The 15,879-nt window shown below is 69.6% G+C and carries 9 protein-coding genes and 1 pseudogene; 2 read left to right on the forward strand and 8 right to left on the reverse strand.

Annotated elements, in window-relative coordinates; all coding sequences use genetic code 11:
* Positions 1-636: 636 nt before the first annotated feature.
* From ABZS71_RS27245 to ABZS71_RS27275, 7 genes and pseudogenes are all read right to left on the reverse strand, one after another.
* Positions 637-6,645 (reverse strand): hypothetical protein, encoded by a 6,009-nt coding sequence (locus ABZS71_RS27245; protein WP_356214320.1) that lies wholly within the window; start codon positions 6,643-6,645, stop codon positions 637-639.
* A gap of 89 nt (positions 6,646-6,734) precedes the next feature.
* On the reverse strand, positions 6,735-8,180 hold the full coding sequence (locus ABZS71_RS27250; protein WP_356214322.1) for a hypothetical protein: 1,446 nt from the start codon (positions 8,178-8,180) through the stop codon (positions 6,735-6,737).
* Entirely contained in the window at positions 8,177-8,932 is a 756-nt protein-coding gene (locus ABZS71_RS27255; protein ID WP_356214324.1) for a hypothetical protein, read from the reverse strand. Before ABZS71_RS27255 ends, ABZS71_RS27250 begins: the two co-directional genes overlap by 4 nt.
* 778 nt (positions 8,933-9,710) lie before the next feature.
* A complete protein-coding gene (locus ABZS71_RS27260) occupies positions 9,711-9,899 on the reverse strand; it encodes a hypothetical protein (RefSeq protein WP_356214326.1) in 189 nt (62 codons plus the stop codon).
* Between the two features lie 218 nt (positions 9,900-10,117).
* Positions 10,118-10,343 (reverse strand): annotated as a pseudogene (locus ABZS71_RS27265) (IS5/IS1182 family transposase); the annotation flags it as partial.
* Between the two features lie 99 nt (positions 10,344-10,442).
* Positions 10,443-11,255 (reverse strand): class I SAM-dependent methyltransferase, encoded by an 813-nt coding sequence (locus ABZS71_RS27270; RefSeq protein ID WP_356214328.1) that lies wholly within the window; start codon positions 11,253-11,255, stop codon positions 10,443-10,445.
* 78 nt (positions 11,256-11,333) lie between these two features.
* A complete protein-coding gene (locus ABZS71_RS27275) occupies positions 11,334-12,428 on the reverse strand; it encodes a cytochrome P450 (RefSeq protein WP_356214330.1) in 1,095 nt (364 codons plus the stop codon).
* Positions 12,429-12,862: 434 nt separating this feature from the next.
* Here ABZS71_RS27275 and ABZS71_RS27280 point away from each other — a divergent pair, with 434 nt between their 5' ends.
* Both ABZS71_RS27280 and ABZS71_RS27285 read left to right on the forward strand, forming a co-directional pair.
* Positions 12,863-13,438, forward strand: a complete 576-nt coding sequence (locus ABZS71_RS27280) for a dTDP-4-dehydrorhamnose 3,5-epimerase family protein (protein ID WP_356214332.1) — start codon at positions 12,863-12,865, stop codon at positions 13,436-13,438.
* A 19-nt stretch (positions 13,439-13,457) separates the two neighbouring features.
* Positions 13,458-14,393, forward strand: a complete 936-nt coding sequence (locus ABZS71_RS27285) for an NAD-dependent epimerase/dehydratase (RefSeq protein ID WP_356214334.1) — start codon at positions 13,458-13,460, stop codon at positions 14,391-14,393.
* A gap of 38 nt (positions 14,394-14,431) precedes the next feature.
* Here ABZS71_RS27285 and ABZS71_RS27290 read toward each other — a convergent pair whose 3' ends face one another.
* Positions 14,432-15,574: a nucleotide disphospho-sugar-binding domain-containing protein gene (locus ABZS71_RS27290; RefSeq protein ID WP_356214336.1), complete on the reverse strand. Its 1,143-nt coding sequence runs from the start codon at positions 15,572-15,574 to the stop codon at positions 14,432-14,434.
* Positions 15,575-15,879 lie beyond the last annotated feature (305 nt).

Raw genomic sequence — 15,879 nt, forward strand, 5'->3', positions numbered from 1 at the left:
AGCCCCACACCACGAGCCCGGGAAGACCGTGAAACGAGCCGAGACCCTCACCGAACATGTCCGCCTGAAACAGCAGCGAGGTTAAAGATCAAGCTGACAGCAGGCACCATCCCGCAACGGCAGTCGACAAGTCCGTGACAAGACACTTCGGTCAAAGGTGTCATGAGTCAGACCCCCGAGTCCGGAACGGTGTTGCCCAACCGTCCCACTGGTCCCGGCACAACGGCAGGCCCGATCAGACCCGGAAGGCTTCGTCCGAACCGGTGCTCAACGTGGCCTGGACGGACTGACGAAGGGTTGACTCCCCGCTCACCCGTGACCGGCTTTGACAGGCAGCCAAGTTGGCCGCCGCACCGACTGCCCTTCGTCGATGCTCGCACGGACGGCCTCGAACGCCTCCTTTTGATAGAAGGCCGGCAATCAAGCCCTCCAGCACGGTCGCTCGGGTGATCTCCAGGCGGTCCAGAGTGTGCTCGGCGGCGGCGAGGGGCGATCGACTGACACGGCCTGCTCCGCTGTCACCTCGCCCGGCGACCTCCCTCACGGGGCTTCACAGTGCCCGATCGGTGGCAAGGTGACAGTGCAATGCGACCGGCCACTCGGGCATGCGAGCGGCCGGCAGTTTGCCCCCCGTGGTCACCCTCGGAGCACCACGCACTGGCGGAGAAGCGGTTCCAAGCGCACGTGGGTGTCCTCACGGTCGAACACCTGGAGGGCGTCGAGACAGGCGACGATCCACTGGGCCTCGTGCTCGTCCTCGATCTGGACCGCTACGGCGGTCACTGCGCTGTCGATGTCGAACGAGCCGTCCTTGAACTCTGCGTCGAGGGCCTGGTATCCGGTCGCGAGTAGCGGATCCGCGAACACACCGGTCCCCTCGGCGAAGTCGCGGGCCTCCGCACCGCCCGTGAGCAGGCCCGCCATGCGGCGCAACACCTCGTCGGGGTGGCCGAGTTCACGGTGCAGGCGGTGTGCGCGGTCGACCAACAGGGGCCAGCCGCTGGTCAGCCCGTACAGACGATTCAGGCGGTCGTCCGTGTGGAACATGTTGACGCGCTGGGCCCAGCCTCGCAGGCTGCGGCGATCATGGCGGCGCAGCATCACAGGGGCGGCCGAGGTGGGCTCGGTGCCGGTCAGCAGCGGTCGCCACAGGCCCAGCTGGGTGGCATCGGTGACGATGACCACAGCGCGGGTCACCCCCGGTGTGGTGGGCAGCAGCGTCTCGGCCCAGTCGACGGCCTGTCGGCATGCCTCGGGCCTCGCATCCGGGTAACGGGCGAAGTCGCTGATGACGACCCGCCGTTCACGCGGAAGTCCGCCGGTGAGCTCCTGCTTGTAGACGCTGGGTTTGCCGACGGGGGGCAGCTTCCAGTCGGCGATACGCCCGGCGACGGTGCGGAGGGTGTCGCCGACATCGGCGACTCCTGTGGCTCGGCTGCCGAGAACGACCCTCGTCTGGTTGGAACGCTCGCCGAGAAGATCGTCAAGCTGGGTGATGGTAAGCGCGGCCGGTCGACCGTCGGGCAGCTCGGGGCGGCCCTCCTGCACGATGCTCTCCTGCAGTTCGCAGTCGTGTTCGGCCCTCAGCAGGCGGGCGTCCACCTCGTGGGAGGTGCCGATCATGCGCAGGGCGTTCGGGGCACGCAGATGCCAGCCCTGGCCGTCGTGGTTGGGGGCGAGGATACCGAGGCCCACCATCTCGGAGAGGTAGGCACGGAAGCCCTCGGTGTCGAGCTGCTCGAAGCCCATGCGCCAGAACGTCTCGCATTCCTCGCGCAGTTCGGCGTCGCTCAGCCGTACCTCAAGGCCCTGGTGGCGGGCGTGGTACGCCAGCACATTGGCGATCACGTCGTAGCGGTGGTCCAGGCTCAGTGTGTCCTTGAAGGCTGCCGAAATGCCGTCCCGGAGACCGGTGTCCGACTCCACGACCTCGATGTCGGTGGCATCCACGGCGTACGGCGGTTCCCCGGCTCCGCGCCGGGCCCGCTTGCGGTGCATCACCTCGACCAGCCGGTGACCGAACATCTGGAGCAGGAACGGCTGGTAGGAGCAGTAGCCGAGCACCCGGTTGACGAGGTCCACGTCGCGGAACTCGAAGCCGAGGGCGCGCATCGGCTCGACGAGCAGATCGGCTGCGGACTGGGGAGCGAGCGGGCCGATGACCTTCGGGGTCTGCGCGAGGTGGCCGAACGGCCCGTTGCTGGCGAGGTTGGAGAACCGCTGCACGGAGTGCAGACCGGCGAAGACGACCTTCGCGCGGTCCTTGGTGTCGGACCCGAGTTTCTTGAGCTTCTTGGTCTGGTCGAAGCGCGGGGCGTCCGCCTCGAAGAACTGGTCGCACTCGTCGAGCAGGATCAGCAGGCGGCGCCGCGATTCCCCGTCCAGCCAGGCCCTGATGCCGGTGCGTACCCGTTCGGAGATCTCCTGCCGTGACTTCCGGCCCTGCGGGCGGCCCAGTACCTGCGCCGCGGTCAGCTTCCAGTCCAGGACGCTCCACAGGGCCTCCGGGCCCAGTGAACTGCCCTTGCCGATGTTCTCCTGGTCCAGGTTCACGTACACCGCCTGGTAGTAGCCGCGGCGTTGCTCCGTGAACCGTTCTTCGGCATCACTGAGCAGGGCCGACTTGCCCAGGCCCCGGCCGCCGAAGATGACCTGGGTGCCGTGCGGGTCGAGGATGCTCTTGCGTTCGGCGTCACGGCCGTAGAACATCTCGCCGCCGATCCGGCCGCGCTTCTCCCTGATGTACGGGTTGACGCCGGAGAACGGCAGCAGTGTCTGCGTGGCCGTGCTGACCTGGCGGTTGCCCCGGGCCGCGAGGTAGGCGAGAGCGGCGTCGTCCACGACCAGCAGCGGCTGCAACCGGTCAGAGCCGACAGCGAGTTCGACGCGGGCCTGGCGGCTCAGTTTGCCGAAGTAGGCGACCAGGAGGCTGGCCCCGCTGGTGTCGCGCGACGCCCAGCTCATGACGAGTTCGGCGGACGGGCGGCCCCAGACCAGCAGCACGCGGAGAGAACCGCCCTGTTCCCTGATCTGCGAGCCGAATGCGGGCGCCTTGGCCCGGCCGTTGATCTCGACCTCGGTCACTTCGAAAAGGCGGTACTCACGCCGGTGCGGGGAGCGCTCGTCCAGCGGCTTGGCGCTCTTGGCGTCGTAACCGAGAAGTTTGAGGGCCGGGAGCAGTTGCCGTCGGGCGGACACGTCGAGCCGGTCCTTCGCCCCGGTGGCGCCCAGCTCCCGCCACGCGTCGAGGGCGTCGGCGGCCAATGCCGCTTCGTCGCTGGAGAGGGCACCGTACTCCAGCACAGGGACCGTCGGATGCTTGCCACGACTGCGGACGAGGTCGACAAGGTCACGGTCGATGCCCCCTGGCAGGCCGTCGGGCACAACCGGGAAGAACTCGGTCAGGTGGGGCTCACCGGTCTCGATCTCCGGGACCGGTTCGCCGATCTCCAGGAAGTAGACGAGATCGGCGGCGGTGGCCAGGTCGTTGGTGTCAAGGCGCCGCAGGACTTGGGCCCGCTCGGCCGCGGTGACGTCCAGGACGTCGAGGCGGGCCCGGATCCGGTCCGCAGCCTGCTGCCGGAAGGCGGGCAGATCGTTCTGTACGGTGTCGAGCGCCCGCGGTACGTCCACCAGGTCGTGCGTGGTGGTGTCGTCGAGCCGACGGCGGGCGTCGGCCAGCAGCTCCTGAAGGCGTAGGTCCTGGTCGTCGGTCAAGGCGCTGTCGGCCTGTGCGCGGTGCAGCTCGGCGACGAGTTCGTCGTGTGCCGTCCGCAGCGCCGTACGCCTGGCCGACTCCCGCTCCGCGATCTCAGCGACCGAGGGCGGGGTGAACTCGTCGGCGCGCGCGGCGGGCAGCACCGTGCGACCGGCCATTTCGACGATGCGGAGGGCCGCCTCGAAGGCGTCGTGGGCGAGTCGCTCTGCGAGAGCGTCGTCCCAGCTCCGGTCGACCGCCGTGAGGAGTCGGTCGAGCGGCGGCTGCTCGGCGCATGTGTCGCACACTTTCAGCAACTCTGCGTCCAGCACGAGTTCGGGCGCGACGGCGGCCCCGGGGCTGGTGGTCGCGGTGTCGCCGGCCAGCAGGGCGAACAGTTCCTCCATCGAAGCGCGTGCCGCCCATGCCGCCGCGGCGGCGAAGGCACCCGAGCATCGCGCCAGCTGCTCCAGTTCCGCCAGTATCGCCTCCCTCCCGTCCAGCAGGGACTGGCGCAGGGCGGAGATTTCCTTCACAGCCCGGTTCCCGTCGGACCCGTCTGCGCGCCGGGTGCCGTCGACCGCCAGGCACCATTCCTTGCCCAGAGCCGCGGCACGCTCCACGATGTGCACCAGATCCTGACGTCCGGAGCCCTGGAGGGATTTACCACTGGGCGCACGGTGCTTGCGGTCCATGCGGTCGATCTCGTTGTTGATCTCGGCGAGTTTCGACAGGCGTTCGGCCTGCTCCCGGACCTCCGGCACCGCGCCGCGGGCGTCGTTCACCACGCTAGTGAGCAGTGTCCCGAGCATCCCGTCGCGGGGTGCCAGCCACCGCTTGGCGATCTCCGTCGCCCGAGCGAACCGCAGCCTCTGCGGCACGAGCAGCGAACGGCACTGCTCCTGCAGCTCCCGCAGCCGGGCCTCCGTCTCGGAGGCATCGACGATGACGACCGGGGAGGCGATCATCAGGGCACCGCTGAGGGCACGGTCGGCGACGGCCGTTGCCACCTCCCCGAGCCGGTCCGGCAGCCGGGGCACCAGGGCTTTGAGCTGAGCGCCCGCCGCATGGTCGCCGGTGATCAGGGCGGTTCGCAACAGAGCGGGCAGCAGGACGAGTTCGCCGGCCTCCACGTCACGGCCCTCGTACCCGCCGTACTGCTGGAGCAGGTCCGCGGTGAGCCGGGCGACCTGGCTGTCACCGGAGCTGAGCAGGGCTGCGGCACCGGCCAGCCGGAGCGCCGCCACCTGCGGTTCGGGGTGGCCGGCCGCGCGCGCCACATGGTGGGCGAGCCCGAAACGCCGCTCCACGACCAGCTGCGCCAGCGCCTGCTCGGACGCAGCCTCCGTGGTGCCTCGATGCACGGGCGCGGTCGTCTCCACGGCTCGTGCGGCGGGCATGAGCGCGGGTGCGGGCTCTGCGGCCGGAGCGGTCGGGGAGTCAGCTTCCGTGCCGGTGGGGGCCACCGGGCCGCAGTCGGCGGGTGGAGCGGCGTGGGCGTCGTCGGTGCCGCGTGGGCCAGGAAGGGGCTCCGGGGTGGGTACGGCGCGTTCGGGTTCCGGGGCGGGTTCCGGCTCCGAGGTGGTGTGGAGCGCGATCGCCTCGTCGGGGTGGTCGGCAGTCTCCCCGACGGGGTTGCCGTCCGTCTGCTCGACGGTGTCCGTCTCCGGACCGTCGGAACCGGCCGCCTCCGCCCTCGCGGGTGCTCCGGGCCCGGAGCCGTGAACGGCTTCTTCCTGCGTCGGCAACGACAGTTCGTATGCCATGACCACCGCCATGGCACACGCGGGCAGCACACGGACCACCTGGTCCTGAAGAGACAGGATCTCCGTCGCGGCGCCCGCCTGCCGTCCCAAGCGGATGAGCCGTGCCAGGGCGGCGAGCGCCGCGCTCTCCTGCCGTTGCGTCTCCTCCCACACCGGTGCGTCCAACAGGCCACGGGCCGCGCCGCGCACCGCCTCGGCGGCGAAGGCGGCGGGGCTGCCCGGCGAACACGCGACGTCCAGCAGTCCTCGCAGCGTCTTCCGAGCCTGGAGGTCCTGTTCGTGCGCCGCTCGATGCGCGTGGGCGGCGCCTGCCATGTCCGCCAGGCGGCGGGGCACCCCCTCGACTCCCGCCGTGCGGAAAACCGCGTCGGCGCTGTCGAAGGCGGCGCCCAGCGCGGCCAGCGGAGCCAGGTCCTCGTCGTACGGAGGGCGACCGTCCGCGACCGCACCGGCCACCCGCTCGACGGCTTGCCGAGCTTCCACGAGCGCCGACTCCAGCTGGCGGCAGGTCGTCTCCAGGTCCGTCACCGGGTCCGGGGCGGGAGTCTCCTGCGTGTTGGCGTCGGGCACGGAGGCATCCATGTCTTCCGGTGCGCCCGGAGCGAATCCCGGGTGCTCGGCCGCGATGGACCGCGCCAGGCCGGCAACGTCGTCGAGGCGTGCGCGCTCCTCCTCGTCCGCGGTCCCGCCGAACCAGTCCTGGTCCGCCGCCCAGGCAAGGATGTGGGCGTCGGCGACGGAGGCATTGCACGAAGCGAACAACGCGGCCCGGAGCAGCGTCGCGCCCCAGCGGGAAACGGGATCGGAAACCGAGTCACCGTCCTGCGCGAAGACGAACCTGTCCACCTGGTTCATCACGGTCCGCGTAAGTTTCCTGACCGCGCAGGTGCACGCGTGTTGTCGCATCTCGCGCCGCAACCTGCCGAGAATGTCCCGGCACAGGGCATTGCCCGCCCGTCGAGGGGCTGCCATGCGGATTCCCAGGCTGCCGAGCAATTCCTGCCGCTGCTTGGGCGGCATGGAGTTGAAGGCCAGTTCCACCATGCCGTCCGTGAGGTCGTCCAGGGCGGCGGCAACCGGGTTCAGGGCGTTGAGCGCTGCGGCCAGACCTCCGAGGTCCTCGGCCGACACGGTCGACGGCGACAACGGTGGCCCCGTCACGACGCGATAGCGGTCCTGCATGTGTGCGTGCTCCGTTTCTGCGGTTGCGAGATGAGAGTGGAGACGGACGAAAGACGTAGGTCGAGAAACTCGCGAGAGGCGTGAACGGCTCAGTGGCCGCGCGTGTGAGCGGTGACGAACGTGTATCCCCCGGGCAGTTCCCAGCCGTCCGCCTTGCCGAGCCTGCGGCAGTACTCCCGGAAGGCCGCTCGCTGAGCTTCGCTGGGCGAGCAGCCCGGCAGCAGACGGCGCAGGTGACCGGGGACGAACTGGATGGCGCGCAATCCCTCGCCGCCCGGTTCCGTGCCGCCCCACGGGCGAATCACTCGTCGTCGCGCGGGGCGGTAGCCGATGAGGGGGATCGTCGGCTCCCCGTCCCGCTCCGGAAAGTGCGGCCGGCCCCAGACGTCACGGCTGCCGAGGGCCGGTTCCAGGAGCCGTTCCGCAAGGAGTTCGGCGACCGCCGATTCCAGGGCGACGGTCTGTGCCCGCGACGGAAGGCGGCCGTAGGCCGCATACGGCAGGCCCGAACGATCCAGCAGGGCATGGCCGTCCAGGGTGAGCAGCCCGCATCGACGGACCGTGCGCATCACCAGCTGCCGGGGGCCCAGTCCCACCGCGGTGTCGCCGTGACGGTCACTGCCCGGAGCATCTTCCCGGGTGAGGACACAGGGGTCGAAACAGTGCCCGATCACACGGTCACCGACCTGCACGTGTTCATCGAGCCGCGTCGTGGTCATGCGGATCACGGTGCCGCCGCAAGGCAGGCACAGCTCAAGCAACAGCCCGGGGAAGAAGTCGCGGGGCCATACGACTCCGGTCAGCCGACCTGCCTCGTCGCCGAGTTCGGCGGTGACATCTTGGACCGCCTCGCTCGCCTCCAGCGTCCCGCCCGGGTGGTCGAGTTCGAGGCGGATCGCGAAGCGTCGGCCGTGAGCGTCGCGCAGTTCCCGCACAGCCTGCGGGTTCAGGGGGAGCCGGCCGTCGATGAGATGGGCCAGCCGCAGCGGCAGCCGCCAGACGATGTCGTTCCCGCCGGAGCGCAGCAGCTCGCTGGGGCCGAGGGCGGCATCGTCGGCAAGTGGCAGGTCGACCGGCTCCGCCTCTGCTTCCGGCCCCGGCGCCGGTGTGGGAGGCGCGGTTGTCGTGGACGTCCACCCACATCCGGCCGGGACCAGAGGATCTCCGGGGGGCTCCGCACCACCGGAACAATGGGAGCGCCACACGCCGCCCCCCTCGAAGGCGTCGTCGAGCGAGACTCGGGCGCCGTTTTCGAACAGGCCCTGATCGCTGTCCCTTTGGACGACGTCGGCGAGCGTCACATTGGCCCGGCACACCGCCGCGGCATAGCCCATCCCCTTGAGCAGTTCCGCTGCACCGGGGAATCCGCGCAGTCGAGGTCCGACCGCTGTGTACATCGTGACCGGAGAGTTCAGGCCGTAGCGCCGCTTCGCCGGGGTGGCCGCGTGTTCCACCGCCGCCGCGAGGGACCTGAGATCGTCGCCGCCCAACGGTCCGGTGTCACGCCAGCAGTCCGCCAGGGAGGCCCGGGTCATGGCGTAATGGCCCCAAGTACGCAGCATTTCACTGGAGTCGAGGACTCCCGTACCACGTCTAGGAGACCGAGCAGGCCCGCCTGCAGGTCGTAGTCATTCGTGCTGCCCACCAGTTCGGCGAGGGACACGGGAACATACGGACTGAGCAGCTGCGCCTGTGCTGTCGTCAGCAGATGGTCCGCGTAGGCGCGCACGTTGTCACGCCTGGCTGCTTCCCGGGACGGGTAGCAGACGTCAACGACGACATGGCCGTCCCCGTTGATCCACCGCCGACGCGTGCACAAGCGGTGGAGCTGGGCCGGTGACAGGCTCAGGGCCGGGCCGAAGGCATGGGGATCCGGGACCAGGAGCTCCCTGCGCCGCGGAGCCGGGTCGCTGCCCGGCCTGCCCGGCCCCTCGGCACCCGCGGGTGCCCCCGACACCCAGGGCGGTACGTCGCCGAGGGTACCGACCTCCGGGTGGGCGCCCTCTTTGTAGACGATCTCGGCGTAGAGCGGGTCCGAACCGGTAGCGACGCACACCATGGCACCGACCGGGAGCGCGGGAACGGACTCGCCGAAGGTGATCACGGGGAAGTCGTCGAGGCGCAGCGGGCTGCCGCCGTAGCCGCCGCCGAGGTCGTAGCCGAAGTAGACGGCGTTGAAAGCAACGGCTGTGTGCACGGGCGCCGGCCGAGCGGCGACCACCGCTTCGAGATACCGCAGAAGCCATTCGCGTTCCTCTTCGGGCACGGCGTCGTAGCCGCTTGTCATAGCAGAGGTCGGCAAGGCCCGGTCGCCGTACGGGTCGGGCACCTCCCTCCCGTCCCGGCGCACCGATAACGCCACCGGTCCTGATCCACGCGGGTCCCCACCCATGACACCTCCGCCGCGCTACGGGCCGCCCCAGCCCGGCTTGCGGTAATTCGCAGGCTATGCCTGCCCGCAGCTCTCTGGTGGCACTTTCGTCACTTTGCGTTGGCTGCCGGCGCCTCACGCCGAACCCACCCGCGCACCGCCGTCAGACCGCGCTCGAGCTGCAGGGATCGAGCAGGTCAAGTCGCCCTGCCATGAATCGCCATCGACGGGCGGCTGAACACGAGGACCGAATACGTCGAGAGCTGCGATGACGGAGTCAACCGGACGGTGGCGAGCACCCGTTCACTGCCATCGCATCTGGTGATCCGCCAAAACAGCGTCAAACGGGCGTCACGAATCACCGGTTACTCGCGCAACGTCGAGACATCAGACACTTACTCCGCGTTACTCCTTGGCAGAGCCGCAGGTCAGCAACGCCGCGCGGCAGGCGCAGGAGCACAGCGCGCTCCACCCCACGGTGATTCGGAAACAGGTCGAACGAAGTGTGACATCCGGAGTAACGGCAGGTCAGGAGCCCTTGACAGCAGGCTCCAGCACCGCCACGCACTCCACATGATGCGTCATCGGAAACATGTGACGAGCCCTCTCACGAAGAAAGATGCAGGTCAGAGGGTCCTTTGGGCGTCCTCACCCGGCCGAGAGCGTCAAACGAGCGTCGCGGCGACGACCAGAATCACGCCCCAATGCCCACCCGCACTACCGCCTGGCCACGTCCGGGTTGTTCGAGGAGTCCTTGGCGGACGAGTCTTCCCAGGCGGGAGCGGGTGACGTTGATGGAGGGCTCGTCGGTGGACAGGCCGAGGTGCTCGTGCGGATCGCGGACGCGGAACACCTTCCCGGGGTTCTCGTTGAACGTGGTCACGGATGCGCTGGTAGACGGTTGCGGTGGCGGTCTCCGCGGGGGCCGTTGCATGGTCGGGAGGGGCGAGGTCGTCGATGACCTTGCGGGTGGCGGCGAGCTCGGCCAGGCGGGCTTCAGTCCCAGCGAGGTGAGCCGCTGGATCTGCTCGCGCAGGCGGTCGGCCCGGGCTGCGGTCTCGTCGTATTCGGTCTGCAGCAGCCGCAGGCGTTCATGGACGTTCACGCGGCCAGTTCCACGTCGTCCCGCCAGGCGGGGGCAGGAGTGGTGAGGCGGCGGAGCATGCCGGCGGTGGAGGCCCAGTAGACACGGGAGGCCGCGTTGTCGGGCCGGCGGTCGTAGTCGCGCGCGAGGCGCCGGTGCAGCTTGAGGGTGCCGTTGACCTGCTCGACACCGCTTCGGCTGCGGGACGAAGCCCTTGCCCTGGTCGTCGGGGTTGCGTCGGACCCCCCGATAGGTTGCTGCCCCCGAACCGGACTGTCTCGGTCGGGGGCAGCAGCAGTGCTGGTCGGAGGATGCTCAGGCGCCCTTCCGGCACGTTCTTAACTAGGACGCGGAACGCGTCGCGGTGACCGCGACAGCGGTGTACTTCATGTCGAAGCTGCCGCCCATGGCGTCGATCACGGCGCCGACCTCCGTCAGCACCCTCTCCAGCTTCTCGGGCTCGAACTGGCCGTGGTCCCCCTGGGTGGGCAGCTGGTCGAGCCACTCGTCCTTGCTGTAGACGTACTCCCACTCGAACTGCCACTGCTCGGGCTCACCGAACCCGCCGACCTTGCGGATGCCCTCGATGGTCTTGGTGAGCAGCGGCGAGCTGCTGATCTGGGGCGGGGCTGGCATGCTGTAGGCCCGCGTGGCCAGCGCGTCCGGCACCACCTCGACGTAGATTTTCCGGAAGGCCTCGCGGACCTCCGCCGGGGGCTCCGCGACGTTCCAGAACGCGGCGAAGCGTCCCGACGGGCGCAGCACCGACGCCGCCTTGGCCGCACCCACCTCGGGGTCCACCCAGTGCCATGCCTGGCCCGAGATGATGCCGTCGAAGCGCCGGTCCGCCGAGTCCCATTCCTCGAAGCGCGCGATTTCGATTTCCGTTCCGTGGGTCCGCGCGAACTCCGCCATCCGGGCATCCGGTTCCACTCCGAGAACCGTACATCCAGCCGCCTGGAATTGACGCGCCTCGATACCCGTGCCCGCGCCTACATTCAGTAGCTCCTTACCCGGGCACGACCGCACAATACGGTCCACCAGGCCATCCGGATAACGGGGTCGAGTTCGATCGTAGCGTTCTGCGTCCAGGCCGTAGTTCTCGGCTGTGCCACGCTGCTGATGGAGTTCTCCGCCGAGCTTCGAATTCGCCATGGATTGACCGTAGTGGGCGTGCGCCCACTACGTCAACCCAGGGTTGTGCCCCCGCCTTCACCAGCACTTGTCCCACACTCACCAAAGGACCGGAAGAGAGCGCAGACCCCTGATGAGCGTGGATTGGGTGTAGGTGATCTCGTCGGCGGGGACGGCGAGCCGCAGTCCGGGGATCGCCGGGAAGAGGGCGGCGAACGCGGCCTCCAGTTCGATCTGGGCGAGCTGCGCACCCACGCAGCGGTGCATCCCGTGTCCGAACGTCAGGTGCGCCGCGGCGTCCTCACGGGTGACGTCGAAGCGGTCCGGGTCCCGGAACGTCGCCGGGTCGAAGTTGGCGGCCGTATTGCACGCGATGACCACGCTGTGGGCGGGGATGGCGGTGCCGCCCAGGTCCACGTCGGCCGTGGTGGCGCGGATCAGTCCGGTGTGCGGGTCGACGCCGGGGGTGACGTGGCGCAGCACCTCGGAGACGGCGGCGGGCACGGCCCGTGGGTCGCGGCGCACCGCGGCCAGCTGGTCCGGGTTGTCCAGCAGCGCCAGCAGCCCCTTGCCGAGCATGGTCGCGGTCGTCTCGTAGCCGGCCAGCAGAAGACCGCAGCCGAGGGTGACCAGCTCCTCGTTGTCGAGGCGGCCCTGCTCGTCGCGGGCGGTGACAAGGCCGTGGAGCAGGCTGCCGTCCGGGTGGGCGTGCTTGTCGTCGACCAATCCGCCCATGTAGTCGAAGAGGGAGCGCAGCGCCGCCATCGCCTCCTGCGGCTGCGTCCCGGGGGCGCTGACGCGGTCGGCCCAGGCGCGGAAGCGTTCCCGGTCCGCGTAGGGGACGCCGAGGATTTCGCAGATCACGGCGATCGGTAAGGGGTAGGAGAGCCCTTCCGCCAGGTCCGCGGGCGGCCCGGCCGCCTTCATCGTCCCGATCAGCTCGTCGGCGATCTGCTGGATGCGGGGACGAAGACCGCGCATCCGGCGGGCGCTGAACTCCCCGGCGACCAGACGGCGCAGCCGGGTGTGCTCCGGCGGGTCCATGTCGAGGATGCCGGGCTTGGTGAAGATCACGGCCGGGCTCATCACGGCGCCGAGCCGCCGCGCCTCGACGCGACTGAACCGCGGATCGGCGAGGACGGTGCGCACCTCGGCCGTTCCGGTCACCAGCCAGGCTTCGCGGCCGTCCCGCATCGTGAATCTGCGTACAGGCTTTTCCCGCCACGTATCATTGACCTGCTTCGGCACCGTATAACCCGGGGTGGCGCCGGTATCGGAATTCCCGCTCCGAGTCGGGTCGGGCGAAGTCGTTTCCAGGAATTCAGCCATGATCGTGATGCTAACAAGCGTATGCCCGCCTGACCAACACGCCAACCCAGGTAAAGGCAGATGACCGTGGTGGGTGGTTGCGGCCGGACGCCGGTCAAAGCTTTCACCATGCACGTTTCCGCTGGTCACGAATGAGCCCGAAAAGCAGCCGCAAAACCATTCGAAAATGCAACCCCAATAAATAGGGGGATGACGTCGGGTCACCCCTCCAACAGAATATTGGAGAACGTATGACCAGTATTTTACTTTCTCAATACAATGACGCATGCAGGCGTCTCCGGACCGGAGGTGGTCGACCGTTGGAGATCAAGGAAATGGCCATTGCGGGCGCATTCCGCATCATCCCGGACAAGTACCATGACCGCCGAGGGTGTTTCTTCGAGGCCTTCCGGATCGAGGAGCTCCAGCGCGCGACCGGCTTCGCCTTCCAGGTCCGCCAGGGCAATGTCTCGGTCAGCAGGCGCTCGACGATCCGCGGCGTCCACGGCACCGGAGGCGATTCCGGCGAGGCCAAGCTGATCAGCTGCGCGCGCGGCGCGGTGCTCGACGTCGTGGTCGATCTGCGGGTGGGCTCGCCGGCCTTCGGCACGTTCGAGGCCGCTCCCCTCACCGAGGACTCCGGTGAACTGGTCTTCCTGGTCCCCGGTCTCGGCCACGCCTACCAGGCGCTCACCGACGACACCCGGATCACCTACCTGTGCGCGGAGCGGTTCGTCCCGGGCTCCCAGATCGACGTCAACCCGCTGGACCCCGAACTCGCCCTGCCCTGGGACCTTTCCGAGGAACCGGTCATCTCCGACAAGGACAGGGCCGCGCCGGGTCTGCGACAGGCAGCGGCGTCCGGGATACTCCCCCGCTACACCGGCCCCGCCTGACGGACAGAGAGGAGCAACCGTGCTGCCCTCGACCAGGAACCGACCGCTCGTAGCCGTACTCGGCGCATCCGGTTTTCTCGGCGCCGCGGTCACCGCCGAACTCATCGACGCCCCGGTACGCCTTCGACTCGTCTCCCGCGAACGGAAACTTCCGCTGCCGGCCTCCTCGGCCGAGACCCACCTCGCGGACCTCACCGATCCACGTGCGGTACGGGACGCCGTCGACGGTGCGGACGCCGTCATCCATCTGGCGGCCCACCTCCCCGACGGGCGCTCGTGGCGTGCGCCGGGCAGCGACTCCGAGCGGCTGGGTACGGGCCTGCTCGACACGCTCGTCCGCTCCGTGCGCGGCAAGCCGCCCATCGTCGTGTTCGCCAGCACCATCCAGGCGGCGGCCCCCGAGGGAACACCGCTCAACGACTACGTACGGGAGAAGATCGCGGCCGAGAAGGTGCTCCGGGAGGCGACCCGCAACGGCGCGGTACGCGGGATCGTGCTCCGTCCCGCCACCGTCTACGGGAGTACCCCGCTGACTGGGGCGACGGGCCGCGGCGTGGTCGCCGCGATGGCCCGCAAAGCCTTCGCCGACGAGCCCATCACCATGTGGCACGACGGCACCGTCGAGCGGGACCTGGTGCACGTCACGGACACGGCGCGCGCCTTCGTCGCCGCGATGCGCGCGCCCGAGGCGCTCAGCGGCGCGAGCTGGCCGGTGGGCAGCGGGCGGTCCGCGCGGCTCGGGGAGGTGTTCGGCACGCTCGCCGAACTCGTCGCCGCGCGGACCGGACGCCCGCCCGTGCCCGTCGTCACCGTGGCGCCGCCGGACTGGGCGGACACCACCGACTTCGGGAACGTGCACACCGATCCGTCGTCCTTCTCCGCGGCCACGGGCTGGCAGCCACGCGTCCGGCTGCACGACGGCCTCGCCGGCGTGGCGGACGCGCTCTCTTCTTGACCGCTCGGAGGGGCTCACACCCCTCCGAGGGGCCTCGGCTACTGGGAGGAGCCGGCGGCGAGGACGGCGAGACGGTCGGTCACCTCGGCGGGGCTCGGCTGGGCGAGGACCTCGCCACGCAGCGCCGTGGCGGCGGGTCCGATCCGATCACTGGTCAGGAGGGAGGCGACCGCGCTCGCGAGCGCGTCCACGGTCGCGTCCTCCCTGTTGACCGCGATACCGGCGCCCGTCGCGGCGAGCCGGGCGCAGCAGGTCTGCACGTCACGCGTGGCCGCGACGCCGAGCTGCGGGACCCCGTAGTACGCGGCCGTCATGATCGTGCCCGCTCCGCCGTGGTGCACGACCGCGTCGCAGGACGGCATGATCGCGTTGAGGGGGACGTTCTCCACCACGGTCGCCCCCGAGGGCAGGTCGGGGACCAGGCCGCGGTCGGCTCCCTTGACCGCGAGAACGATCTCGACGTCGTGCTCGTGGAGCGTCTTGACGACGTCGGCGACCGGGAACGCCTCGATACCGTCCCTGATCACCAGCATCGAGCCCCAAGTGAGAAGCACCCGCCGCTTCTTCGCGGGCGCGAGAACCGAGGGCGGCAGCACATTGGTCCCGTTGTAGGGGACGAACCGCAGCGGGATCCGCGACGGGATCTCGCAGATCTGCATGCTCTCCAGCCACGGATCGACCGCCGTGACCGCGTTCTCGGTGCGCGGCTCGCAGCCATGGCGCGCGTACAGCTCGCGCAGGGGTTCGGGCCAGTCGTCCGGCGCCATGCCGCATCCCGGGTAGCCGTACCCGGAGCCGCGCAGCAGGTCAGGACCCCAGAGGTGGTGGACCAGCGGTGCGTCCGCCGCCGCTGCCGCCAGGGGCGCGGCGAGCACGAGCGGGTCGGCGACGACCAGATCGGGACGCCAGTCGCGGGCCAGGGACACGACGTCGTCCGCAGCCTCCACGGCGAAGCGGACCTGGGCGTCGACCAGCGTCTGATACAGCGCGGGCGGGGCGCCCGGCGCGGTCTCGACCGGTCCCCTCCTCCGGTGCCTCGCCAGTTCCTCGGTCATGTCGAAGGACTCGGCGATGGTGACCATCGACATCCCGGAACTCACGACGACCGATTCGCCCCAGGGCTGCGCGGCGACACAGACATCGTGACCGGCGGTACGACAGGCCCACATCAGCGGCACCATCGGGAAATAGTGCGACGGCGCGGAAGCCGGAATGAACAGTATGCGCATCCGATACCCGACCATTCTCGTCAGCAGATGTGGCGGTGGGCCCCCAGCGTTGCCTCTCCGCGGCCGTCGCGACAAGCCTTGCTGATCGGGGTACCGCCGCACGGACATATCTGGTACGGGAAGCTGCGCGCTATTGACAAGGTGAGCACAGGCCCCATAGTGGGCTGGTGCCCACTCCGGTCTCCGGTCCGGTCTCCGGTCCGGTCTCCGGTCCGGTCTCCGGTCCGGACCCTGGTGCCACCGGAACTCCCCGTGCC

This window comes from Streptomyces sp. NPDC005393 (genome assembly GCF_040606675.1).
GTDB lineage: Bacteria > Actinomycetota > Actinomycetes > Streptomycetales > Streptomycetaceae > Streptomyces.

Excerpts from the sequence above, each read along its gene's own strand:
- ABZS71_RS27245 (WP_356214320.1), bottom strand. The coding sequence starts at position 6,645 with ATGCAGGACCGCTATCGCGTCGTGACGGGGCCACCGTTGTCGCCGTCG.
- ABZS71_RS27250 (WP_356214322.1), bottom strand. The coding sequence starts at position 8,180 with ATGACCCGGGCCTCCCTGGCGGACTGCTGGCGTGACACCGGACCGTTG.
- ABZS71_RS27255 (WP_356214324.1), bottom strand. The coding sequence starts at position 8,932 with ATGACAAGCGGCTACGACGCCGTGCCCGAAGAGGAACGCGAATGGCTT.
- ABZS71_RS27270 (WP_356214328.1), bottom strand. The coding sequence starts at position 11,255 with ATGGCGAATTCGAAGCTCGGCGGAGAACTCCATCAGCAGCGTGGCACA.
- ABZS71_RS27275 (WP_356214330.1), bottom strand. The coding sequence starts at position 12,428 with ATGCGGGACGGCCGCGAAGCCTGGCTGGTGACCGGAACGGCCGAGGTG.
- ABZS71_RS27290 (WP_356214336.1), bottom strand. The coding sequence starts at position 15,574 with ATGGTGCCGCTGATGTGGGCCTGTCGTACCGCCGGTCACGATGTCTGT.